At 58.0% G+C, this 23,481-nt stretch carries 19 protein-coding genes; 7 read left to right on the top strand and 12 right to left on the bottom strand.

Annotated features, from left to right (window positions below):
• Positions 1-6: 6 nt before the first annotated feature.
• The 4 genes from ABWQ15_RS09045 (at position 7) to ABWQ15_RS09030 (ending at position 7,883) form a co-directional block, all read left to right on the top strand.
• Entirely contained in the window at positions 7-1,185 is a 1,179-nt protein-coding gene (locus ABWQ15_RS09045; RefSeq protein WP_353908444.1) for a phosphoribosylaminoimidazolecarboxamide formyltransferase, read from the top strand.
• Positions 1,186-1,260: 75 nt separating this feature from the next.
• The gene (gene purD, locus ABWQ15_RS09040; RefSeq protein WP_353908443.1) at positions 1,261-2,538 is read left to right on the top strand and encodes a phosphoribosylamine--glycine ligase; all 1,278 of its coding nucleotides are present in this window, start codon (positions 1,261-1,263) and stop codon (positions 2,536-2,538) included.
• Positions 2,539-6,240: a phosphoribosylformylglycinamidine synthase gene (locus ABWQ15_RS09035; protein WP_353908442.1), complete on the top strand. Its 3,702-nt coding sequence runs from the start codon at positions 2,539-2,541 to the stop codon at positions 6,238-6,240. It begins immediately after the preceding gene.
• A gap of 131 nt (positions 6,241-6,371) precedes the next feature.
• Positions 6,372-7,883: an IMP dehydrogenase gene (locus ABWQ15_RS09030; RefSeq protein WP_353908441.1), complete on the top strand. Its 1,512-nt coding sequence runs from the start codon at positions 6,372-6,374 to the stop codon at positions 7,881-7,883.
• 111 nt (positions 7,884-7,994) lie between these two features.
• Here ABWQ15_RS09030 and ABWQ15_RS09025 read toward each other — a convergent pair whose 3' ends face one another.
• The 7 genes from ABWQ15_RS09025 to era all read right to left on the bottom strand — a co-directional run bounded on the left by ABWQ15_RS09025 (position 7,995) and on the right by era (position 15,023).
• On the bottom strand, positions 7,995-9,653 hold the full coding sequence (locus ABWQ15_RS09025) for a SulP family inorganic anion transporter (protein WP_353908440.1): 1,659 nt from the start codon (positions 9,651-9,653) through the stop codon (positions 7,995-7,997).
• Between the two features lie 194 nt (positions 9,654-9,847).
• The gene (gene trxA, locus ABWQ15_RS09020) at positions 9,848-10,165 is read right to left on the bottom strand and encodes a thioredoxin (protein WP_353908439.1); all 318 of its coding nucleotides are present in this window, start codon (positions 10,163-10,165) and stop codon (positions 9,848-9,850) included.
• A gap of 38 nt (positions 10,166-10,203) precedes the next feature.
• Complete coding sequence (locus tag ABWQ15_RS09015) at positions 10,204-11,022, bottom strand: NAD(P)/FAD-dependent oxidoreductase (protein ID WP_353908438.1); 819 nt, start codon at positions 11,020-11,022, stop codon at positions 10,204-10,206.
• The gene (locus ABWQ15_RS09010) at positions 11,012-11,305 is read right to left on the bottom strand and encodes an ArsR/SmtB family transcription factor (RefSeq protein WP_353908437.1); all 294 of its coding nucleotides are present in this window, start codon (positions 11,303-11,305) and stop codon (positions 11,012-11,014) included. Before ABWQ15_RS09010 ends, ABWQ15_RS09015 begins: the two co-directional genes overlap by 11 nt.
• Positions 11,306-11,553: 248 nt before the next feature.
• On the bottom strand, positions 11,554-12,999 hold the full coding sequence (gene cysS / locus ABWQ15_RS09005; RefSeq protein ID WP_353908436.1) for a cysteine--tRNA ligase: 1,446 nt from the start codon (positions 12,997-12,999) through the stop codon (positions 11,554-11,556).
• 3 nt (positions 13,000-13,002) lie between these two features.
• A complete protein-coding gene (gene epsC / locus ABWQ15_RS09000) occupies positions 13,003-13,659 on the bottom strand; it encodes a serine O-acetyltransferase EpsC (RefSeq protein WP_353908435.1) in 657 nt (218 codons plus the stop codon).
• 464 nt (positions 13,660-14,123) lie between these two features.
• A complete protein-coding gene (era, locus tag ABWQ15_RS08995) occupies positions 14,124-15,023 on the bottom strand; it encodes a GTPase Era (protein WP_353908434.1) in 900 nt (299 codons plus the stop codon).
• A gap of 415 nt (positions 15,024-15,438) precedes the next feature.
• Here era and ABWQ15_RS08990 point away from each other — a divergent pair, with 415 nt between their 5' ends.
• Entirely contained in the window at positions 15,439-17,391 is a 1,953-nt protein-coding gene (locus ABWQ15_RS08990; RefSeq protein ID WP_353908433.1) for a methyl-accepting chemotaxis protein, read from the top strand.
• A 112-nt stretch (positions 17,392-17,503) separates the two neighbouring features.
• Here ABWQ15_RS08990 and recR read toward each other — a convergent pair whose 3' ends face one another.
• From recR to ABWQ15_RS08970, 4 genes are all read right to left on the bottom strand, one after another.
• Positions 17,504-18,103 carry a recombination mediator RecR gene (recR, locus tag ABWQ15_RS08985; RefSeq protein ID WP_353908432.1) on the bottom strand — a complete coding sequence of 200 codons (600 nt, stop codon included), beginning with the start codon at positions 18,101-18,103 and terminating at the stop codon, positions 17,504-17,506.
• A 22-nt stretch (positions 18,104-18,125) separates the two neighbouring features.
• Positions 18,126-19,097 (bottom strand): 1-aminocyclopropane-1-carboxylate deaminase/D-cysteine desulfhydrase, encoded by a 972-nt coding sequence (locus tag ABWQ15_RS08980; protein ID WP_353908431.1) that lies wholly within the window; start codon positions 19,095-19,097, stop codon positions 18,126-18,128.
• 12 nt (positions 19,098-19,109) lie between these two features.
• Positions 19,110-19,754 (bottom strand): ribulose-phosphate 3-epimerase, encoded by a 645-nt coding sequence (gene rpe, locus ABWQ15_RS08975; protein WP_353908430.1) that lies wholly within the window; start codon positions 19,752-19,754, stop codon positions 19,110-19,112.
• Between the two features lie 449 nt (positions 19,755-20,203).
• Positions 20,204-20,950: a ferritin family protein gene (locus ABWQ15_RS08970; RefSeq protein WP_353908429.1), complete on the bottom strand. Its 747-nt coding sequence runs from the start codon at positions 20,948-20,950 to the stop codon at positions 20,204-20,206.
• A 266-nt stretch (positions 20,951-21,216) separates the two neighbouring features.
• Between ABWQ15_RS08970 and ABWQ15_RS08965 the strand changes: the two genes are divergently transcribed.
• The gene (locus tag ABWQ15_RS08965) at positions 21,217-21,957 is read left to right on the top strand and encodes an ABC transporter ATP-binding protein (protein WP_353908428.1); all 741 of its coding nucleotides are present in this window, start codon (positions 21,217-21,219) and stop codon (positions 21,955-21,957) included.
• Entirely contained in the window at positions 21,954-22,877 is a 924-nt protein-coding gene (locus ABWQ15_RS08960) for a SufB/SufD family protein (protein WP_502919118.1), read from the top strand. The genes ABWQ15_RS08965 and ABWQ15_RS08960 overlap by 4 nt, the downstream gene beginning before the upstream one ends.
• A gap of 60 nt (positions 22,878-22,937) precedes the next feature.
• On the opposite strand, the gene ABWQ15_RS08955 is transcribed toward ABWQ15_RS08960, so the two are convergent.
• Entirely contained in the window at positions 22,938-23,420 is a 483-nt protein-coding gene (locus ABWQ15_RS08955; protein WP_353908427.1) for a GNAT family N-acetyltransferase, read from the bottom strand.
• Positions 23,421-23,481: the final 61 nt, after the last annotated feature.

The raw sequence follows: 23,481 nt of genomic DNA, 5'->3' as shown, positions 1-23,481 counted from the left end.
AGGCATATGAACGAACTGGAACTGAAATACGGCTGTAACCCCAATCAGAAACCGTCCCGTATCTTCATGCAGGACGGCGACAGTCTGCCTATCGCCGTTTTGAACGGCAAGCCGGGCTATATCAATTTTCTGGACGCGCTGAACTCCTGGCAGCTGGTGAAGGAGTTGAAAGCCGCCACCCATCTTCCCTCCGCCGCCAGCTTCAAGCATGTCTCCCCCGCCGGTGCTGCCGTGGGGAAAGCTTTAAGCGATGTTGAAAGACAGATGTACTTTGTGGACAGCGGCGCGGAGCTCTCGCCCCTCGCCTGCGCCTATATCCGCGCCCGGGGGGCCGACCGGCTCAGCTCCTACGGCGACTGGGCGGCATTGTCCGACGTGTGCGACGCGGCCACCGCCGCCTATCTCAAGCCGGAGGTATCCGACGGCGTCATTGCCCCCGGTTACACCGCCGAGGCATTGAAAATTCTGAAAACCAAGAAGAAAGGCAATTACAACATTGTCCAGATCGACCCGGACTACGTTCCCGCCCCTACGGAGCGGAAGGACGTGTTCGGCGTCACTTTTGAGCAGGGCCGCAACGAATTCCGAATCGACGAGACCCTGCTCCAAAGCATTGTCACGGAAAACAAAGACCTGCCGGAAAGCGCGAAGACCGACATGCTGCTGGCGCTCATCACGCTGAAATACACCCAGTCCAACTCCGTGTGCTACGTGAAGGGCGGGCAGGCCATCGGAATCGGCGCGGGCCAACAAAGCCGCATTCACTGCACGCGTCTGGCCGGAACCAAGGCGGACAACTGGGCGCTGCGACAGCATCCCAAGGTCCTGGCTCTGCCCTTTGCAGAGGGCATCCGCCGCCCCGACCGGGACAACGCCATTGACATTTACCTCTCAGACGAATACGAGGACCTTTTGGCGGACGGTGTGTGGCAGGATACTTTTAAAACGCGGCCCGAGCCGCTGACGGCGGTGGAGAAAAAGGAATGGATTGCCGCCCAGTCCGGCGTCACCTGCGGGTCCGACGCGTTTTTCCCCTTCGGAGACAATGTGGAGCGGGCGCGCAAGTCCGGCGTGCAGTTTATCGCGGAGCCGGGCGGCTCCATCCGGGACGACCATGTGATCGCCACCGCCGACAAGTACGGCATGACAATGTGCTTTACAGGCATGCGTCTGTTCCACCACTGAGTCATCGCAAAGTCCGCTCCATCCGTTTCCGCTTCATTTGAGTTGACCCGCAAATTTCCACACGAGGAGGACCTTATGAACATTTTGGTCATCGGCAGCGGCGGCCGTGAACACGCCATCATCAAAAAGCTAAAAGAAAGCCCAGAGGTTTCCATGGTCTATGCGCTGCCGGGAAACGGCGGTATAGCCGCTGACGCGGTGTGTGTGGACATTGGCGCCAAGGATATTTCCGCCATCGTGGATTTTGCCAAAAGTCACGCGGTCGATTTTGCCGTGGTGGCCCCGGATGACCCCCTGGCTCTTGGGTGCGTGGACCGGCTCCATGAGGTGGGCATCTCCTGCTTCGGACCGGACGCCAAGGCCGCGCGGATCGAGTCCAGCAAGGTCTTCTCCAAAAACCTCATGAAGAAGTACAGCATCCCCACGGCGGACTACGCGGTATTCAGCGACCCCAAAGCGGCGCTGGTTTACCTGAAAACCGCAAAATATCCTACAGTCGTCAAAGCAGACGGCCTCGCCCTGGGCAAGGGCGTCCTCATCCCGCAAACCTACGCTGAGGCGGAATCGGCGGTAAAGGCCATTATGGAGGACAAGGTCTTCGGCGCATCCGGCAATGAAATCGTGATCGAGGAGTTTCTCACCGGGCCGGAGGTCAGCGTACTGGCCTTTACCGACGGGACCGCCATTGCCCCCATGGTCTCCTCCATGGACCACAAGCGGGCGGGAGACGGTGATACCGGCCCCAACACCGGCGGCATGGGCACCATCGCCCCCAATCCCTGCTACACGCCGGAAATTGCCGAGCTTTGCATGCAGACTATTTTCCAGCCCACCCTCGCCGCCATGCGGGCGGAGGGCTGCCCGTTCAAGGGCTGCCTTTACTTCGGGCTGATGCTCACTCCCGACGGCCCCAAGGTCATCGAATACAACTGCCGCTTTGGGGACCCGGAGACGCAGGTGGTGCTGCCCCTGCTGAAAACCGATCTGCTGACAGTGATGCAGGCGGTGGAGAACGAGACGCTGGCGGAATTAAGCGTGGAGTGGCGGTCCGGTGCGGCAGCCTGCGTGATTCTGGCCTCCGGCGGCTATCCCGGGCCTTACGAAAAGGGCAGGGTCATGGCTCTGCCGGAGACTCTGCCGTCCAACGTGACGCTTTACCATGCCGGGGACCGGCTTGAAAACGGCAGTCTTGTCACCTCCGGCGGACGCGTGCTGGGTGTTGCCGCCACCGCATCCACGCTGAAGGAGGCTCTGGCGGACGCCTATGCCGCCGCCGAGACCATCCGGTTTGAGGGCGTTTTCATGAGACACGACATCGGCCGGCGCGCGCTGGCCGTGATGGAGGAACGATAAATGGTACAACGCGTTTACGTGGAAAAAAAGGAACCCCTGCGGCAGAGCGCCGCGGCGCTACTGAACGAACTGAGGACCGTTTTGGGCGTCTCCGCTCTGACGGGGCTGCGGCTTGTGAACCGCTACGACGCGGAGGGCCTCTCCCCGGAGGATTTCCGGCAGGCGGTGAGCGCCGTATTCTCCGAGCCGCAGGTGGACGACGTGTACGCCGCCCTCCCCGCCGGAGAAACCGTGTTTGCCGTGGAGTCTCTCCCCGGCCAGTTTGACCAGCGGGCGGACTCCGCCGCCCAGTGCATCCAACTTCTCACCGGCAGAGAGCGCCCCACCGTCCGCACCGCCAGGGTCTACCTGCTCTCCGGGACGCTGACACTGGAGGACACGGAGAAAATCAAGCAGTACGTCATCAATCCTGTGGAGGCCCGGGAGGCGTCGCTGGACGAATTGGAAACGCTTTTGGTGGAACATCCCGCTCCCCCCGCCGTGGAGACCGTTGCCGGGTTCACGGGACTGGACGAAGCGGGTCTCTCCGCTTTGCTTGATTCCATGGGACTTGCCATGGATCTGGACGACCTGAAGTTTTTACAGGCCCACTTCCGGGATACGGAGCGCCGGGACCCCACCGTGACGGAGATTCGGGTGGTGGACACCTATTGGTCCGACCACTGCCGCCACACCACCTTCTCCACCCACATCGACAAGGTGGAAATTCTGGATCAGCGAGTGGAAGCGGCTTATGTCCGGTATCTCGCCGCCCGGGAAGAGGTTTACGGTGCGGAAAAAACAAAACTCCGCCCCCAGACGCTGATGGACATAGCCACCATCGGGGCAAAAGCGCTGAAAAAACGGGGTCTTTTGCAAAATCTTGACCAGAGCGAGGAGATCAACGCCTGTTCCATCCACGTTTCCGCCACAGTGGACGGCGAGGTTCAGGACTGGCTTTTGATGTTCAAAAACGAGACTCACAACCACCCCACGGAAATCGAACCCTTCGGCGGCGCAGCCACCTGCATCGGCGGGTGCATCCGGGACCCTCTTTCCGGCCGGGCCTACGTATACCAGGCCATGCGGCTCACCGGCTGCGGTGACCCCCGGGCCCCTCTGAGCGAGACCATTCCCGGAAAGCTCCCCCAGCGGAAGCTGGCCCAGACGGCAGCGGCAGGCTACTCGTCTTACGGAAACCAGATCGGCCTTGCCACCGGTCTTGTCAACGAGCTTTATCACCCCGGATACGTCGCCAAGCACTTGGAAGTAGGGGCCGTAGTGGGCGCGGCTCCGGCGAAGAACATAGTCCGGGAGCGCCCCGTCCCCGGCGACGCGGTGATTTTGCTGGGCGGACGCACAGGTCGGGACGGCATCGGCGGCGCCACCGGCGCGTCCAAAAGCCACAATCAAAAATCGCTGACCACCATGGCCAGCGAGGTCCAGAAGGGCAACGCCCCGGAGGAGCGGAAAATTCAGCGCCTGTTCCGAGACGGAGACGTGACCCGCCTCATCAAACGGTGCAACGACTTTGGCGCGGGCGGTGTCAGCGTCGCCATCGGGGAGCTGGCGGACGGTCTTTCCATCGACCTTGACGCCGTGCGAAAGAAATACGAGGGGTTAGACGGCACAGAGCTCGCCATCTCCGAATCCCAGGAGCGCATGGCGGTGGTGGTGGCCCCAGAGAATGCCGGAAAATTCATCGCCGCCGCGCAGGAAGAAAATCTGGAGGCATATCAGGTGGCCGTGGTAACGGAGAGTCCGCGGATGGTCATGACCTGGCGGGGCCAGACCGTGGCAGACCTGAGCCGGGAGTTTCTCGACACCAACGGTGCTGTAAAGCACACTGCCCTGCATGTCGCGCCCCATGCCCGGCCCACCGCCCAGCCGGGCGGCAAGTGCAGTCTTCGCGCGATTGCCGCCGACCTGAACACTGGCTTACAGCGGGGGCTGGCCGAGCGGTTTGACTCCACCGTCGGCGCGGGCAGCATCCTGATGCCCTTCGTGGGCAAGTATCAGCGCACACCCGCGCAGGTGATGGCGGCATTGCTGCCGGTGCTGCCCGGGCAGGAGACGGAGGACTGTTCCGTCATGAGTTGGGGCTGCGACGTGTTCCGCTCCGGCGGGGAGAACTGCTATGAGAGCGCGGCCGCCGCCGTGGTGGAGTCCCTTGCCAAGCTGGTGGCGGCGGGATGCGACTATCACACGGCATATCTCACCTTTCAGGAGTATTTTGAAAAGCTGCGGAATGACCCCGCCCGCTGGGGAAAGCCCTTTTCCGCTCTTCTGGGCGCTCTGGATGCACAGCTCAGCTTCGGCGTGGCCGCCATCGGGGGAAAGGACTCCATGTCCGGCTCGTTTCTGGACAAAGACGTACCTCCCACGCTGGTATCCTTTGCCATTGCGCCGGAAAAGGCGCAAAACGTTCTTTCTCCCGCCTTTAAAGAGGCGGGCCACCCTGTCTATCTTTTTGAGCCGGAGTCCGGGAAGGACTGGCCGGTGAACGCCGACGGCAACCGCGCCAACTGGGAGCGTTTTCATGCGCTAAGCAGGGCCGGAACCGTAAATGCCGCCTGGGCCGTGGGCGCGGGCGGCGCCGCCGAGGGCCTTATCAAGATGTCCTTCGGCAACCGGATCGGCTTTACGGAGGACGGCGAGAAGGGCCGCCTTTCTGCCGCCGTCCCCGGGACCATCGTGGCGGAGCTAACGGAGGACGCGGGCTTCGGCGTTTTGGTGGGCCATACCACAGTGGACGAGACCGTCTCCATCGGAGACGAGACATTATCCATCGCGGAACTGCTGGAGCTTAGCGAGGGCGTTCTGGAATCCGTCTACCCCACCCGCGTCAAGGCGGAGAGCAGCCCTATCCCCGTTCTGGAAGCGCCCGCGTTCAGCCGCGCCGCGCCCAGGGCAGGCGTGGCAAAGCCCCGGGTGTTGATTCCCGTCTTTCCCGGCACCAACTGCGAATACGACAGTGCCCGGGCCGTTACCCGGGCTGGCCTGGAGCCAGAGCTTCTGGTTTTAAACAACCAGAGCGCTCAGGGCGTGGCAGACTCCGTGGAGCGGTTTGTCAAAGTCGCCCATAAGAGCCAGATCATTTTTCTCCCCGGCGGCTTCTCCGGCGGCGACGAGCCGGACGGGTCCGGCAAGTTCATCACCGCCTTCTTCCGCAACGGCGCTGTGAAGGACGCGGCCCACGACCTCCTCAAAAACCGGGACGGCCTGATGCTGGGCATCTGCAACGGTTTTCAGGCGCTCATCAAGCTGGGCCTCGTCCCTTATGGCGAGATCGTTGACACCGACGCAGACTGCCCCACGCTGACCTATAACGTCATCGGGCGGCATCAGTCCAAAATCGTCCGCACCCGGATTGCCTCCAACCGCTCTCCGTGGTTGGCGAGGGCGGCTCTGGGCGGGGTTTACAACGTCCCCATCTCCCATGGCGAGGGTCGGTTCCTGTGCGGGGAAACGCTTTTACAGCAGCTGGCGGAAAACGGTCAAATTGCCACCCAGTATGTGGATACAAACGGCAATCCCTCCATGGATGTGGAATGGAATCCCAACGGCTCCGTCTGGGCCGTGGAGGGGCTCACCTCTCCCGACGGGCGGGTTTTCGGAAAGATGGGCCACGCGGAACGTATCGGCCCGAATCTGTACCGTGGCGTCCCCGGGGATTACGACCTGCACCTGTTTGACGCGGCCAGAGATTATTTCTCCATCTGATTGTTGCTTTTTGAGACAGATGTGGTATTCTAAGGAACAAGAAAAACCGTTTTGCGGTGCGTCTCCCCGGCTCTGCCGGGGAGATGATTCCATTAAGCTCAAACCAGAAATACAACGAAAGAGGTGGCCGCATGGCATATTTTTTTGAAGAACCCTCCCATACGTTCAGCGAATATCTGCTGGTACCCGGATACTCCTCCACGGAGTGCATCCCGGCCAACGTAACCCTGAAAACCCCCATTGTGAAATTCTGCCGGGGTGAAGAACCCGCCATCACCGCCAACGTCCCCATGGTCTCCGCCGTCATGCAGGCGGTCTCCGGCGATGAAATGGGCATTGCGCTGGCCCGGGAGGGCGGCGTCGCCTTCATCTATGTGTCTCAGCCCATTGACCAGCAGACGGAGATGGTCCGCCGGGTGAAAAATTATAAGGCCGGGTTTGTCACCAGCGACTCCAATCTCCGGCCTGAGAGCTCCTTGAGGGACGTTCTGGCTCTGAAGGAAAAATCCGGTCACTCCACCATGGCGGTGACCGAGGACGGCACCGGCACCGGAAAGCTGCTGGGTCTGGTCACCAGCCGGGACTACCGCGTCAGCCGCATGAACGGGACGGAAAAGGTCACCGACTTCATGACCCCCATGGAAAAGCTCATTTATGCCCCGGAGGGCACCAGCCTGAAAGAGGCCAACAACATCATCTGGAATCACAAGCTCAACGCTCTGCCCATCGTCTCCGCCCGTGGCAATCTGGTGGCCTTTGTGTTCCGCAAGGACTACGACACCCACAAAGACAATCCCCTGGAGCTGCTGGACAGCCAGAAGCGTTACGTGGTGGGCGCGGGCATCAACACCCGGGACTATGAGCAGCGGGTCCCCGCCCTGGTGGAAGCCGGCGCGGACGTGCTGGTGATGGATTCCTCCGAAGGGTATTCCGAGTGGCAGAAGCGCTGCCTTTCCTGGGTTCGCGAAAAGTACGGGGATAGCGTAAAGGTGGGCGCAGGCAACGTGGTTGACGGCGAGGGCTTCCGCTTTTTGGCGGACGCCGGAGCCGACTTTGTAAAGGTCGGCATCGGCGGCGGCTCCATCTGCATCACCCGGGAGACCAAGGGCATCGGCCGGGGACAGGCCACGGCGGTCATCGACGTGGCGGCGGAACGGGACCGGTATTTCGAGGAAACCGGCGTGTACGTCCCCATCTGTGCCGACGGCGGCGTTGTGCAGGATTATCACATTACGCTGGCGCTGGCCATGGGCGCGGACTTTTGTATGCTGGGCCGGTATTTCTCCCGATTCGATGAAAGCCCAACCCAAAAGGTACTCATCGGCGGAAGCTATATGAAGGAGTATTGGGGCGAGGGCAGCGCCCGCGCCCGAAACTGGCAGCGGTACGATCTGGGCGGAGACAAAAAGCTCAGCTTCGAGGAGGGCGTGGACTCCTATGTGCCCTATGCCGGCGCTCTGGCGGACGGCATGGCGACCACCCTGTCCAAAGTCCGCTCCACCATGTGCAACTGCGGCGCGCTGACCATACCGGATCTGCGGGAAATGGCCAAGCTGACCCTGGTGTCCTCCGTCTCCATTGTGGAGGGCGGCGCCCACGACGTGCTGCTGAAGGACACCACCAATTCCGGCAGTCGGAACTGACTTGTCTGATCCGCGGCCTGTAAGCTGCAAAAGACTGCGCCGCCCCAAAAGGGGCGGCGCAGTCTTTTGCGCGATCATGAGTCGCGCATTTCGCAATAAATAGCAGGATTTTTAATTGCAGACCGGCATTACGCATGTCTCCGCCTTCAAAAGGTCCAGAATCGCAAGGTCGGCACTCCAAAAATAGGCGCTCTCGCCCACCAGCGCGGTAATTCCTGCCCGGTCAAAATACGTACGGACAGATTCGGACACTCCGCAAAATGCCACCGTCCCGCCCGCCTGCTTCAAGCCCTGGCACAGCTCCAGCATCGTCTGGACGCCGGAAACGTCTACACTGGGCATTCCCCGCAGGGATAAGATTACATGGTCGTACGCGGGCATCTCACTCATGCAGCGATTAAATTCGTCCACCGCTCCGAAAAACAGAGAACCTGTGACATAGGCTACGCCGGAGGTCTTTAAGACAGGAGCCTTTCCCGCGGCGGCTCGGAGGCGGTCGGCGTCAATGGCGGAAAAGCTGACGGCGATACGGCTGGAGTGAGCCACATACAAAATGGCGGAGTACAGCACGCCCAGCAAGATTGCCACCGTCAAGTCAAAGACCACGGTAGCGAGCATCGTCAGGAGAAATTGGCTGATGCCGGACTTGAACCGGTGTGAGAAGATGTAACGGATCCCCGCCCAGTCGTTCATGCGCCAGGCGGTGACCATCAGCACTCCGGCGAGAGCCGCCAGCGGCAGCTTTGCCATGACGCCGCCCAGCAAAAACATGGACGCCAGCAGAAATACGGAGTGGAACACGCTGGTGAGTCTTGTCTGCTGACCGGATTTTACCGCCACACTGGTACGAGCGATGGCAGCCGTGGCGGGAACGCCGCCGAACAGGGGCAGCAGCATATTCCCCACGCCCTGCGCAATCAGCTCCTGGTCGGCATTGAACGTCTCATTTTTCATCCGGGCTGCGGACGCGCCGCACAGCAGACTTTCGATCATGCCCAATGCTGCGATGGTGACAATGGGCGAGATCAGACTTCTCAGCGTCGCCAGGCTGGCGCTGCTCAAGGAAAGCCGGTCGGTCAGCAACAGCGTGCGGGGGATATCGCCCACCACGGCCAGACCGTCCATGCCAAACGCAGCGGACGCAGCAGCGGCCAAAATAATCCCCGTCAGAGATCCGGGTACTTTTGTGCCCCACTTTTTCGGCCATGCCAGCATTACGGCCGTCACCAGCGCACCGATTGCCACGGTCCGCCAATCCGGGTGAAAGCCCAGTCTGCTATAGGAGAGCAGCCTTTCAAGATTGGAGCCGCCCTCGGATACAGTGCCAAAAAAATTGTCGATCTGCCCCATGGCAATGATGACCGCAATGCCGGAGGTGAAGCCCATGACCACAGGCATCGGAATGAAGCCGATGAGTCGGCCCATTCGGAGAATCCCCGCAATCAGCAGCAGCACGCCAGCGGCAAAGCTGGCCAAAAAAACGCCCTGCAATCCGCAGGTCCCCACAATACCGATCAGTACGGCGCTCATAGCACCGGTGGGGCCGGATATCTGATAGGACGCGCCGCCCAGAGCGGCGATCACCACACCGGCAATAATAGCGGTGACCAGGCCGGCGGCCGCCGTTGCACCGGAGCTGACGCCAAATGCCAGTGCCAGCGGCAGCGCCACAGCGCAGGCCGTCAAACCGGCCATTGCATCCCGGGCCAGTCCGGGTGCGTTATATCCCCGGAACTCATTTTTTAAATCAGATAGAAATCGCGAGAACATGACAAAATTCCTCCAAAGTTGTACTGAAAACATGCAATTTTTTATTATAGCACAGCCTCCTTGGAGGTACAAGCTTGAATTTGACTCCTGTGAAGGACATCTCCTGAAAGCAAAAAGATACTTCGACGCGCCGTTGCTGCAAAGCAACGGCGCGTCGAAGTATGGGTACGTCCGGCGTTTCGGAGCGCCCGAATTTACAGGTTTTCGTCCAGCACAGAGGTAAACGCTGCCGCCGGCATGACGCCGACCTTCCGGTCAACCTCCTGTCCGTCCTTCAAAAACACCAGCGTGGGGATGGACATGACCCCAAACCGCTGGGCAAGCTCCGGCTCCTCGTCAATATTGACCTTGGCCACCAGTGCTTTGCCGTCATAGTCGGCGGCAATCTTCTCCACAACCGGCGCCACCATTTTGCAGGGGCCGCACCAGTCCGCCCAGAAATCCACCATCGCCAGGGGCGCCGCGTCCACCGCCGCGTCAAAATCGGTCTTCTTCAAATGCTTCAGTGCCATTTTTGAAATCTCCTTTTATTTTTTATCTTTGGTTCTCTTTATTGTTTCCGCGCCAGAGCATCCACATACGCTGCGGCACTCTGACCGGCGATCAAACCCTCGCCTGTGGCTTTCGATACCTGTAAAGGTCCGCCGGTGCAGTCTCCCGCCGCAAACACGCCGGGGAGTCCCGTGGCCATGCGGCGGTCCACCTGCACGTAACCGTTCTCAATCCCGAGGCCGGGAAACAGGTCCGTGGGGGCCATGGCTGGCCGCAAAATAAACACCCCGGCCACCTTTACCGTCTCTCCGCCGCAGACCACTTGTTCCACCTTCTCCTCACCGGAGATTACGCAGTCTCTCGGCCTGTCAAAGTAATGCGCTTCACAGCCAATCCCCTGCAAAAACTCCGCCTCGTGTCGGGCAGCCTTGCTGTATCCCAGCACCGCAACGGGTTTACCCCGGTAGAGCATCCCGTCGCAGGTGGCGCAGTAGCTGACGCCGCGACCCAGAAATTCCGCCTCACCGGGAAATTTCTTTCCCCGGGCCACACCCGCGGCCAGAACCACAGCCTTGGCTTCCTGTACGTCGCTGCCCACGCTCACATACCACTCGTCCATCATAAATGACGCGGACAGTGCTTTTCCTGTCAGGAATTCCACACCGTCATCCTCCGCGTGCTTTTGCATGACCGTCAGCAGCTCCGCTCCGGTGACTCCGGGCAATCCCAGATAATTTTCTACTCGCTCCGATTTCCACAGGGGGTTTTCCTCGATGGAATTGGTCACAACCAATGCACTTTTTCCCCGCGCCCGAATGTTGATCGCCGCGCTCAGCCCCGCCGGGCCGCCACCGATCACCAGCACATCATAGGACATAGCTCTCTACCTCCTCTTGAAACAGCGCCGCCACCAACCGAGCCACCTCCGGCGACGCCGCCCTGTAATAGACTTCGTTTCCGCTGCGCTCCGCCGTCACAATTCCGGCTGCCTTCAGCTTTTGAAGATGCTGAGAGATGCAAGACTGACTCATTCCAGTCCCCCGCTCCATGCAGCCCACATTGCGGCAACCGGTGCTCAGCAGGCAGTGAACAATCTCCAGCCGAGTCGGATTGGCCAACGCCTTTAACAGCTCTGCCTGACGAATATAATTCACTTCCATCTCTCACCCACCTCTCATCTGAATTAGAACACTCGGCTAAAAACATAATCCGAATTTTCACTTGGAATTTCGTATTATTAGAATATCCTAATATATAAATACCTTCAGTAGTTTTTGCAACAATTCAAAAAATATTTTTAAAGAGAGCCGGGCGTAAACGCCCGGCTCAATCAGATTAAAAACATTTCAGGTGATAAGTGCGCGTCTTCCGGCTGCGCACCCGTTCATTTTTCGGTTCCCACGGTGGATTAGGCCCGTTTCCACACCGCGCCGCCGGATACGTCGGTGACTTCAATCCCCTGCGCTTTCAGTTCGTCGCGGATGCGGTCCGCCTCGGCAAAGTTCTTGGCTTTTTTCGCCTCCATCCGCTGCAATACCAGTGCATCAATCTCCGGATCGCCCTCGCCCTGAACGGTAAATCCGCCCACGGCGGAGCTGACTTGCCTTGCATCCTGCTCCCGCTTTTTTGCCGCCCGATCCAAAAGGCCCAGACCCAGCACGCTGTCGAACTCATTCAGCAGGGCCAGCTTTGTCCCGTCGGAGATGTCCGTCTTCAAAACGTCGTACAGTGCCGTGATGCCAAGCGACGTGTTGAGATCGCTGTCCATGGCGGACTTAAATTCGGCCCGCAGCGCATCCGCAGCTTCTCCCCCGGCCTCAGCCGGGCCGTCCTTCAGCGCGGCCACCCGGGCAATCAGCTTGTCATAGGCAGTTTTGGCGTTGTCTAGATTCTCATACGAGAACACCAGTGCCTTGCGGTAGTGGGACTGGAGGCAGAAGAACCGATAATCCAGCGGATCGTACCCCTTCTCCTCCAGCAGGGAGACGGTCAAAAACTCGCCCTTGGACTTGCTCATTTTTCCGCTGGTGGTGTTCAGGTGCAGCACGTGGAACCAATAGTTGCACCAGTGGTGGCCCAGATAGGACTCGGATTGGGCAATCTCGTTGGTGTGGTGCGGAAAGGCGTTGTCGATGCCGCCGCAGTGAATATCCAGGTCCTCGCCCAGATGCTTCATGGAGATGCCGGAGCACTCGATGTGCCAACCGGGATAGCCCACGCCCCAGGGAGAGTCCCACTTCAGCGCCTGATCCTCAAATTTGGACTTGGTGAACCAGAGGACAAAATCGTTTTTGTTCCGCTTGTTCACATCCTCCTCCACGCCCTCCCGGACGCCCACGGCCAGATCGTCCGCGTCGTGGTCGTTGAACACGTAGTACCGCTCCAGCTTGGAGGTGTCGAAATACACATTGCCACCCTCCAGATACGCGTACCCGGTATCCATCAGCCGGGTGATGATTTTGATATACTCGTCGATGCAGTGGGTGGCGGGCTCCACCACGTCGGGCCGTTTGATGTTCAGCTTGCGGCAGTCATCAAAAAATGCGTCGGTATAATACTGTGCAATCTCCAAAACGGTCTTGTGCTCCCGCTTCGCCCCCTTGAGCATCTTGTCCTCACCGGTGTCCGCGTCGCTTGTCAGATGGCCCACATCGGTGATGTTCATGACACGCTTGACGTTGTAACCGACGTACCGCAGGTACTTTTCCAGCACGTCCTCCATAATATAGCTGCGCAGGTTCCCGATGTGGGCAAAGTGATAGACCGTGGGGCCGCAGGTATACATTTTCAAGATGTCAGGGTGATTGGGTTTAAATTCTTCCTTTTTGTGGGAGGCGGAGTTGTAGAGATACATGGCTCAAGCCGTCCTTTCTTTTATGGTTTTCAACTCCTGTTCCAGAGAGTCCATCCGCTGGAACAGAGCCAGAAGCTCTTCCTGAACGGGGTCTTGTATATCGTTGATCTGGTCCACGTCGTTGGCAAAGCTGGCCTCTATCTTCCGCCCGCTGACCCGCACCACCTGAGCCGGGACGCCCACGGCGGTGGAGTTGGGCGGCACTTCGCTGAGCACCACGGCCCCCGCCGCGATGCGGGAGTTGTCTCCCACGGTGAAGGGACCCAGGACCTTCGCGCCGGAACCCACCATCACGTTGTTTCCCAGGGTCGGATGGCGCTTTCCCTTGTCTTTTCCGGTGCCGCCCAGCGTCACGCACTGGTAGAGCAGGCAATCGTCTCCGATCTCGGCAGTCTCGCCGATGACAATGCCCATGCCGTGGTCGATGACAAGGCGCTTCCCGATGCTCGCGCCGGGGTGAATCTCGATGCCGGTCCAAAAGCGGCTCCATTGGGACACGCACCGGGCCAGAAACTGCATGCGGTTCTTATAAAAAAGGTGGGCAATACGGTGATTTATCAGCGCATGGACACCGGGGTAAAGCAAAAAAATCTCCAGTTTGTTGCGGGCCGCAGGATCGCGGCGCTGGTAGGCGTCCAGCAATTCCGTCAAACGGTTCATATTCAAAAACTCCTTAAAATTCAAAATGTCGCGGGGAAGTCAATCCCGGGACATCGAAAGGCGAAAGTCTGCATCCAAAGCTCCTCCGAAATCAAAAAAACGCCCCTCGTACCTCAACAGGTACAAGAGGCGTCAGCGACGCGGTTCCACTCTTGCATATACTCATGCCGGCCCAGCAGCCGGACGGCCCGATAACGGCGGCTCTGCCGGAGGCCATTACGCCCCTCGCTCCCGGATGCACTTCACACTCCCCGCCGCAGGCGCGCTTGCAGCCGATGACGCGCCCTCTCTGCCCTTTGGGGAAATGCTACTCTTTCCGTTCCTCACGTGACTATTATATTATCAGGATTCACTCCGCGTGTCAAGAGGGCGCGGCAGCGCGCGGTGAGGGAGTGCAATTGCGGAAGGGGATGCGGCGGTCCGCCGCGCCCCTTCCGCGCAATTCTCACCGCATGCAGGGCCGTTTATTCATCCTTGTAACCGAGGTTTCTCACGTAATTGACGTTGTCCCGCCAATTTTCTTTCACCTTGACCCAGGTCTGAAGATAGACCTTCGTCCCCATGAACTTCTCCATGTCATGCCGGCCCATCGTACTGATCTTTTTCAGCATGGCGCCCTGCTTTCCGATGATAATGCCCTTGTGGCTGGACTTTTCGCAATAAATCGTGGCGTCGATCTCAATGACCTCGTCGTCCCGTTCGGAGAACTTGGTGATCTCCACGGCGGTGCCGTGGGGAATCTCCTTGTCCAGACACAGCAGCAGCTTTTCCCGCAGAATCTCCCCCATCACCTGCCGCTCCGGCTGGTCGGAGGTCTGCCCGTCCGGGAACAGCTGAGGTCCTTCCTGCGCGTATTTGCTCATCTCGGACACAAGATCATCCAGTCCGTCGCCGGTGTGGGCAGAGATGGGGATGATGGAGGCAAATCCGTCCCACGCCTCATTATACGCCGCAATCACCGGCAGCAGCTCGTCGGGCTTCACTGTATCCGTCTTGTTGATGCACAGGATCGTGGGGATTTCTTCCTCCTTCACCCGTTGGATGAGGGACGCTTCCGGCGCGCCCACGTGGGGAATGGGCTCCACCAGCAAAAGAGCGCAGTCCACATCGGAGAGGCTGGAAGTGACGATCTTCACCATATAGTCCCCCAGTGCGGACTTGGGCTTGTGCAGTCCCGGCGTGTCCATCAGGACGAACTGGGTGTCCCCCCGGTTTGCCACGCCGCAGATGCGGTTGCGGGTGGTCTGGGCCTTGTTGGAAACAATGGCGACCTTTTCGCCCACCAATGTGTTGGTGAGACTGGATTTTCCCACATTCGGGCGGCCGCAGACGGTGACCATGGCGGTTTTTTTGATTTCGGGCATAGATGATCCTCAACTTTCTTCATTTGAGCAATTTTTTGTCTGTAGTTTCGCTGAACTCCATCAGCGAAGAATTTTTCAAGTCCTCGGATTGGCAAAGTCCGGAGCTTGAACTGCTCGGGGCCGTCAACTTTATTTTTGCGCAAACACAATGCGCAGTATACCCTAGAACATAGTATCTCCCAAGCCTGCCTTTTGTCAAGTTGATCTAAGCATTGCCAGTAAGTGCTGACAAGTATTTTGTGGTGGAACCGTAGGGGCGAAGATACTTCGGTTGATTGGTTCAAATATGCCGTCTTATTCAAAATCACGGCATTTTTGTAACTATTGTAATTTGACAGAAATTTTTACATCGCATAAGATTCATCTGTTGGGTCTTTTTTTAAATAGAGGGAGAACGCAGCAAAAAAAGGAGAATATGATGAATAAACGGCTAAAGTTTAAAAAGTTTAGGATGAAGTCTCTTAAATCCAAGCTTGTGCTATGCACGGTTTCAATTGTAATTTTGACCGCCGCTCTCAATCTGGTAATCGGTACTTTTTCCAGTTATCAGGGATTGACGCAAAATGTCAACAGTGATTTAACCTCGATGGGCACGATATTGACTGAATCCATCTCGCATGGATTGGAAAACATGCAAACTCAGCTTAAGTCTTTGGCCCAGTCCGATGAAATTGGAGCTGCCGGGCTCTCGGAAGACCAGATCATAAATCTTTTGGATCAGGACAAGGATTCTTTTGGATATAAAACGTTGAGCCTCGTTAAAACGGACGGAACGATCATAAGTAAGGATTCCGCTCTGAACAACCAGAACATTTCTGATCAGGTTTATTTTCAAAGCGCCGCAAAGGGAGAAACTTACTTCTCTGTCCCTATGAATGACCCGGCGGGAAACTTCTGCATCCTTGCGTGTACTCCAATTTCCAGTGCAAATTTCAGCGGAGTATTGATGGCCACGCTGGACCCGTATAGCTACAGCCCATTTATTCAGAATGTTGTGGTGGGCAAAACAGGAAGCGCATTTATCATCGATAAAGACGGCGTTCTGATTGGCAATATCTCATCCAAAAAAATTGACGACCATAAAACTGCCGAAGTTTATAAGTATGCAGACTTGACGCAAAGCGGCATCACGATCTATTCCTATAGCGCGGGAGATCGGATCTGCTATCACGCCCCACTGCCGGGGACAGACGGATGGTCTTTTGGAATTGTTGCTCCCATTGCTGAAATGACCGCTTCCACTCACTATACAATCATAGGACTGGTTGCGTCATCCGTCTTCTGCATTATATGCGCAATTGTGATTGCTTTGTTGGCTGCGAAATCCATTGTCAACCCAATTACATATGTCTGCCGCAGACTTGAACTTTTGTCCGTTGGCGATTTGCACTCGGAAACCGTTGATATTCATTCGGATGATGAAACCGGAATCTTGGCAGAGTCTTTGAACAAAACGGTGCTGTCTTTGCGGAGCTATATTGAAGAAATCACAAACGTTTTGTCTGAAGTTTCTCGGGGTAATATGCGTATTGAAACGCAGATTCAGTTTGACGGAGATTTTCTTCCTATCAAAGAATCTCTTGAGAATATTACAAAATCGTTGGATGGGTCTCTTATTTCCATCAGTCAAGCCTCGGAGCAAATTGCCAGCGGTTCCGAACAGGTTGCAAGCGGAGCTCAGCTGCTTTCACAAGGTGCCACGGAACAGGCTGCTTCCATTGAAGAGCTGTCTTCGACCATGGAAGAAATCGCAGAAAATATTAAGACAAATGCAAAGCACGCCGGCCAAGCAAACGAAAAGGTTGCCGATGTCCGCATCCAAATCAATGAAAGCAACCAGCACATGAATGATATGTTGAACGCCATGGCCAAAATTGACCAGTCGTCCAATGAAATCGAAAAAATAGTAAAAACGATTGAAGATATTTCTTTCCAGACCAACATTCTTGCATTGAATGCAGCGGTTGAGGCAGCGCGTGCAGGTGCGGCCGGAAAAGGATTTGCCGTTGTGGCGGATGAAGTGCGGAATCTGGCCGCTAAGAGTGCGGAAGCAGTCAAGGGAACAACTCTGCTAATTAACAATTCCAGAGAGCAGGTTGAAAAGGGAGCTGTCGTCGCCAATAGCACTGCCAAGGCGCTGCAGGCAGTTGTGGAGAGTATGGAAGCCGTTTCTGAGAATGTGGAGCAGATTTCCAAGGTATCCAGCCAGCAGTCCAATAAAATCGAGCAAGTGTCTATGAGTGTAAATCAGATCTCCAATGTGGTCCAGACAAACTCTGCCACGGCGGAGGAGAGCGCGGCTGCCAGCGAGGAATTGTCCGGGCAGGCGCAAGTACTCAAAGAGTTGGTGGCAAAATTCCAATTGTAAGGGCAAAATTAAAAGAAGCTGTTGGTATCTGAAAAGAGATACCGACAGCTTCTATCTTTCTATCACGCAATTATAGAATCCGGAATTGTTCTGAATGCCGATCTGCCCAATACTAAATTTCCTGCCGTCCCTCCAGCGCGCGGGACAGCGTGGCGTCGTCGGCAAATTCCAGATGACCGCCCACGGGGATGCCGTAAGCCAGCCGGGTGACCTTCACCTGAAACGGCTTTAGCAGCCGCGCCAAATACATGGCGGTGGCCTCCCCCTCCGTGTCCGGATTGGTGGCCATGATGATCTCCTCCACGCCGCCCTTGGCCACCCGGTCCAGCAGCGGCTTGATGGCAAGATCGTCCGGGCCGATGTGGTTCATGGGGGACAGGACTCCATGGAGCACATGGTAGTGTCCATTAAATTCCCGCGCCCGCTCCAGCGCCGCCACATCCCGGGGGTCCGCCACCACGCAGATGACGCTCCCGTCCCGCTTAGACGACGCGCAGATGGGGCACAGCCCCCCCGCAGTGAAATTCTGGCACACCGGGCAGCAGGTCACGTTTTTCTTCGCATCAATAATGGCCTCGGAAAACTCCCTGGCCTCCTCCTCGGGAAGCCCCAGCACATAAAACGCCAACCGCTGCGCGGACTTTCCGCCGATGCCGGGGAGGCGGGCAAACTGTTCCACCAGTTTTTCCAGTGGTGCGGGAAAATACTCCATGCTCAGCCCTCATTCTCTTAATTTATCCAAGATCCATTGCAAAAAGCGCCGCCGCGCCGCCGGTGTGGACAAAGACCACCGCGCCGTCACCGGGAAGGGAACCCTCCTCCAGCATCCGGCACAGCTTGGAATATGCCTTCCCTGTATACACCGGGTCCAACAAAACACCTTCGTCCCGGGCCAGCGCCAGAATTTGGGGCGTATCCTGAGCATTGGGAACGGCATATCCCGCCCCCACGTTTTCCACCATCTCAAAATCGCCGGGATTTCCGGCGGAGGCACAGTCCAGCAGCTCCGCCGCCCCCGCGGCCAGCTCCGAAACAATCCGGTCGAAGGGATCGTCGGACACGGCCACACCGATGACCTTGGCGCTGGGCTGAAACAGCCGCGCACCCAGAAGCAGCCCGGCCGTGGTGCCGCCGGAGCCGGTGGCGGAGATAATGTGCCCCACCCGGACGCCCGCCGCCATGGCCTGCACCGTGAATTCCCGGACGCAGTTCACATAGCCCACGGCCCCCAGAGGCGTGGACCCGCCCAGCGGGATCAGACAGCACTTATGGCCCTGTCTCTCCAGTTCCGCGCCTCGGCAGCGCATCTCGGCATAGATCTCATCGTAGGAATCGGTGTCCATCAAATGGACCTCCGCGCCGTACAGCTCATCCAGAATCAGATTGCCCCGGCGCTCCGTCACACCGCGCTGCTTCAGCAGCAGCATGGCCTTCATGCCAATCCTCGCCGCGCATGCGGCGGTCAGCGCTGCGTGGTTGGACTGGGAACCTCCGGTGGTAAACACCGTGTCGCACCCGTCGGCCTTTGCCTGGGCCAGCAGAAACTCCAGTTTGCGGACCTTGTTGCCTCCCAGAGCCACACCGCACAGGTCGTCCCGCTTGATATAAACGTCCCGCCCGTATCTGGTGCTGACGGATTCCAGCTTGTAAAACGGCGTGGGATACTGCCCCAGGGGCAGACGGGGCAGATCGCTGATGTTCTTCATGGCGTTCTCCTCTCAGCCCCGCAGGAGCCGAATGCGGGCGGGAATGTCCGGCGCCTTGTACACCGCGCTGCCCGCCACCAGCACATTGGCTCCCGCATCGATGCAGGCACGGAACGTATCCGGGGCCACGCCGCCGTCCACCTCCAGCTCACAGACTGGATTCTGCTCGTTGATCAATTTTCGGATTGCGCGAACCTTAATCATCTGATCCGAAAGGAAGCTCTGCCCGCCGAACCCCGGCTCTACAGTCATGACGAGGATCATCTCCACGTCCCTGATATACGGCAGCACCGCCTCGGCGGGGGTTCCCGGCTTCACCACCACACCGGCCCGCTTCCCCTTGGCGTGAACTCTTTCAATGGCGTCGCGGAGATTCGCCTCCGTGTCCGACTCCACGTGCATCGTGACGATATCCGCACCGGCGTCGCAGAACTGCGCAGCGTACCGTCCCGGCTGGACAATCATCAGGTGGACATCCAGCGGCAGGGGTGTGGCGGGACGGATCGCCTTGACCACCGGAAGCCCGATGGTAATGTTGGGAACAAACACGCCGTCCATCACATCCACATGGACATAGTCGGCGGTGGAAATTTTCCGAATGTCCCGCTCCAGGTTCGCAAAGTCGGCGGACAGGATAGACGGCGAGATCTTAATCATAAAAAGCCCTCTTTTCATTGAAAAATCAACGGCTCCGTCGCGGTCAAGCCCTCCAGGCCGGCAGGAACCGTCTGGCCCGTCGGGCATAGAATATCCTAAGCGGAAGGGCGCCACGCGGCACCCCACGCGGTGTCCGGCCCCGACGCGGCGCCGCCGCTTTTTTGAATAGGGCCGGCAGGGCGTCCTGCCGGCCCGCTGTTTGATTGTTTCAGTATAGCAAACCATACGCAAAAATGCAAGGCTGCGGCCACCGCTTTCCTTGGTCTGCCCCGGCATAGGCATCCCCGTCTCCGACCGGTTTTGATGGATGTCCGTGCGATCGAAGAAGTGGGGCACCCGGAAGCTTGTCTACCTTCTTAATGACGGCGGAGCAGCCGTCTGCTAAGCAGGCGGCTGCCGGACTTTGATCAGCAGCAGCCGGTCTTCGTACCGGCTTTTTTCGAGTGCGGTTATTGCTGCTTCATGCCCCGCTCCAGTAAAACCAGCATTCGCTCTGCGTGGCGGTACTCGTCCTCGCTCAGCTCGTTCAGCAGTTTGGCAAGGCATGGGTCCGTGGTCTCATTGGCTGCCTGTGCGTAATGCAGTCCACCGCATGTTTCCGCATGATACCGTGTCCGCAGCGCCGGGCAAAGCGGCCCCACGCAGATGCGCTCGCAGCTGACCGCAGGGTGATAGCACTGGCCGGTGATGAGGTAATATGCTGCCATCAGCCTCCGGGCGTGACCTCCCTCGTCCTCGGCGGTGTCCCGCAGAGTCTGTCTGGCCCAGCCGGGAGCCTGACAGGAAAAAGCCATATAATACCGCCGGTCCGCCAGCTCATCCTCGATGAAGCCCTGTAAAGCTTCACTCATCTCCAATGCCGCCATGCCCATGCAGCACGAATTGTCCGCTGTTGCAGGGAGATTTCCGACCAGCGGAGCTGTACTTGGCTGAACCATATTGGACTGAACCATATTGGGTTGAACCATATTGGGTTGAACCATATTGGGTTGAACCATATTGGGTTGAACCATATTGGTCTGATTTGCTCCGGAGATCTCTGTCGCGGGAAAACTGGGCGCAGGGTTGGCGGCGGGAGGCTGAGCCGTACCATTCCCCGACTGCATTCCGGGATATGGGTCAAGCGTGGGAGAAACCCGCTGCCAGACCCGGTCGTATTGACGGTAGTCATATGTATCCTGAACCTGCTGTTGCATAAAAACGCTCCATTCCGCCGCTTCGCGTCGGCAAAAGTTACGGAAACTCACCGCATGCCCCGCCGCGCGAAGCAGTTTTTCGGCGAGGTCCGGTTTTCTCTCTCATCGTATGCGGCAAGCCGTTTCCGTGTGCACTGTGGCATATACGGCAGATAAATATGCCACTTTCGGATAGAATATCTCCAATCATAACCAAACGCATTGCTTTTTGGAAAAAAAACTGATAAAATACGAACGATCCAAAATGCACAAGGAGGTATGGCGCTGTGCTGGAATTGCAACACATTTATTACACCGTCCATGAACCGGACGGTGAACTGGGTATTTTAAAGGACATCTCTCTGACCATCGACGATCACCGTCTGGTGGTTTTCACCGGTCCCAACGGCGGTGGAAAGACCACCCTGGCGAAGATCATCATGGGACTTGTGACGCCCACAGCGGGCAGGATTCTCTGGAACGGAGAGGACATCACGGACCTGGGCATCACGGAGCGGGCAAAAAAAGGCATCAGCTACGGATTCCAGCAGCCACCCCGGTTCAAGGGGCTGACTGTCCGGGATCTGCTGACCATTGCGGCGGGAGACGAGAAGCTGTCCAAGGACCGCTGCTGCCAGTATCTGACAAAGGTGGGGCTGTGCGCCAACGACTATCTGGACCGGGAGGTGGACGCGTCCCTCTCCGGCGGCGAAGTAAAGCGCATTGAGATTGCCACCATTTTGGCCCGGAGCGCCCAACTGATGATTTTCGACGAGCCGGAGGCGGGCATCGACCTGTGGAGCTTCGCCCGGCTGACGGAGACCTTTGAGCAAATTCACCGGGCGGGCAGCGCCACCATGATCGTTATTTCCCATCAGGAGCGCATCATCGCCCTGGCAGACGAGGTGGTGGTGATCGGCGAGGGCAGCATCCGCCACCGGGGCTCCGTCGATGAAATTCTGCCTGAGATTTTGGCAGACACACTGGGAGCCTGCCCGGTTCTCACGAGAGGAGGTTCCGCACTATGATGGATACGGAAGTGGATCGTGAGCTGCTTGAAAAGATCGCGGACCTGGTTGGAAAGCCCGTGGGAGCCTTTAATATCCGCAAGGACTGCGGCTGCGACGGACGGCAGAGCACGGAGCACATTGAGATCACCGGTAAGACCGACAAGGCAGGCATTGATATCCGGGTAAAGCCCGGTACGGTGGGCGAGACCTGTCACATTCCGGTCATCATCACCAAGCCCGGCGTGCAGGAAATGGTGTATAACGATTTCTTTATCGGGGAGAACAGCAATGTGAACATCGTAGCCGGCTGCGGCATCCACAACTGCGGTGACCAGACCAGTCGGCACGACGGCGTACACACCTTTTATGTGGGGAAAAATTCCCACGTACACTACTCGGAAAAGCACTACGGTGACGGCGACGGCAAGGGCGGAAAGATTATGAACCCCCAGACCATCGTCTATCTGGAGGAGGGGTCATCCATCCAGATGGACACCACCCAGATCCGCGGGATTGACTCCACGAAGCGCTACACCAAAATCGTCTGCGGGAAGAACGCGGAAGCGGTCATCACCGAGCGTCTCCTGACTCACGGGGAGCAGGTGGCGGAAAGCGACATGGAGATCGTGCTGGACGGGGAAAATTCCCGGGGACGCGTGATTTCCCGGTCGGTGGCGCAGGACCACTCCCAGCAGCTCTTCAAGCCGCTGGTAACGGGCAACGCCAAATGCTTTGGCCACGTACAGTGCGACTCCATTATCATGGGCGATGCAAAAATCCGCTCGATACCGGAGATCGCCGCCAACTGCACGGAGGCGCAGCTTATCCACGAGGCCGCAATCGGCAAGATTGCGGGCGACCAGTTGCTGAAGCTGCAAACTCTGGGCCTCACCGAGGAAGAGGCGGAGGATTTTATTCTCAAGGGCTTCCTGGCCTGATATGGAAATTGCAAGAGGTCCCCACGGCACTGGCCGCGGGGACCTCTTTGTCTATACGATTCAGAATTCCAGCACCATGTCGTACCATACCACACCGCCGTGAACCGACTGGGACACGCCTTGATTTCGGTAACCGAGCTTCTCATACCAGGAAATCAATTGATCCTTACAGGTCAGAATACAACCCCGCCGTCCGGCGGTGCGGGCGTCGTCAGCCGCAGCAGCGAGCAGTTTGGCTGCCAGACCCCGGCGGCGATACTCCGGCAGGGTGTTTACGCCGAAAATTGCCTGCCAGGCCCCATTCTCCTGATGCAGCGACGCGTCGGCGTACATCTCGTCGCGGATGCTGGGCTCGTCTGTGACCATGCCGTTGACAAAGGAGACCACCTTGCCATCCTCCTCCAAAAGCCAAAAGTGATTAGGATAGACCCGGAGCCGGGCGGCAAAATCGGCTTCCCCAGCAGCCTCCGCCGGGGGAAAGCAGGCGGCTTCCACCGCCGTGAGCGCTTTCAGATCCGCCATCCCGGCGGTGCGGATTTTCATGATATAGCCTCCGATTGAATAGAATTTTTCCCGATTCGCAGCGTGCGATAAACGGCCGCGT

It is taken from the genome of Oscillibacter sp., from assembly GCF_040505565.1.
In the GTDB taxonomy this organism is placed as follows: domain Bacteria; phylum Bacillota; class Clostridia; order Oscillospirales; family Oscillospiraceae; genus Oscillibacter.
Note: the sequence above shows the minus strand (reverse complement) of the source record. Positions and strands in the feature narration are given on the sequence as shown.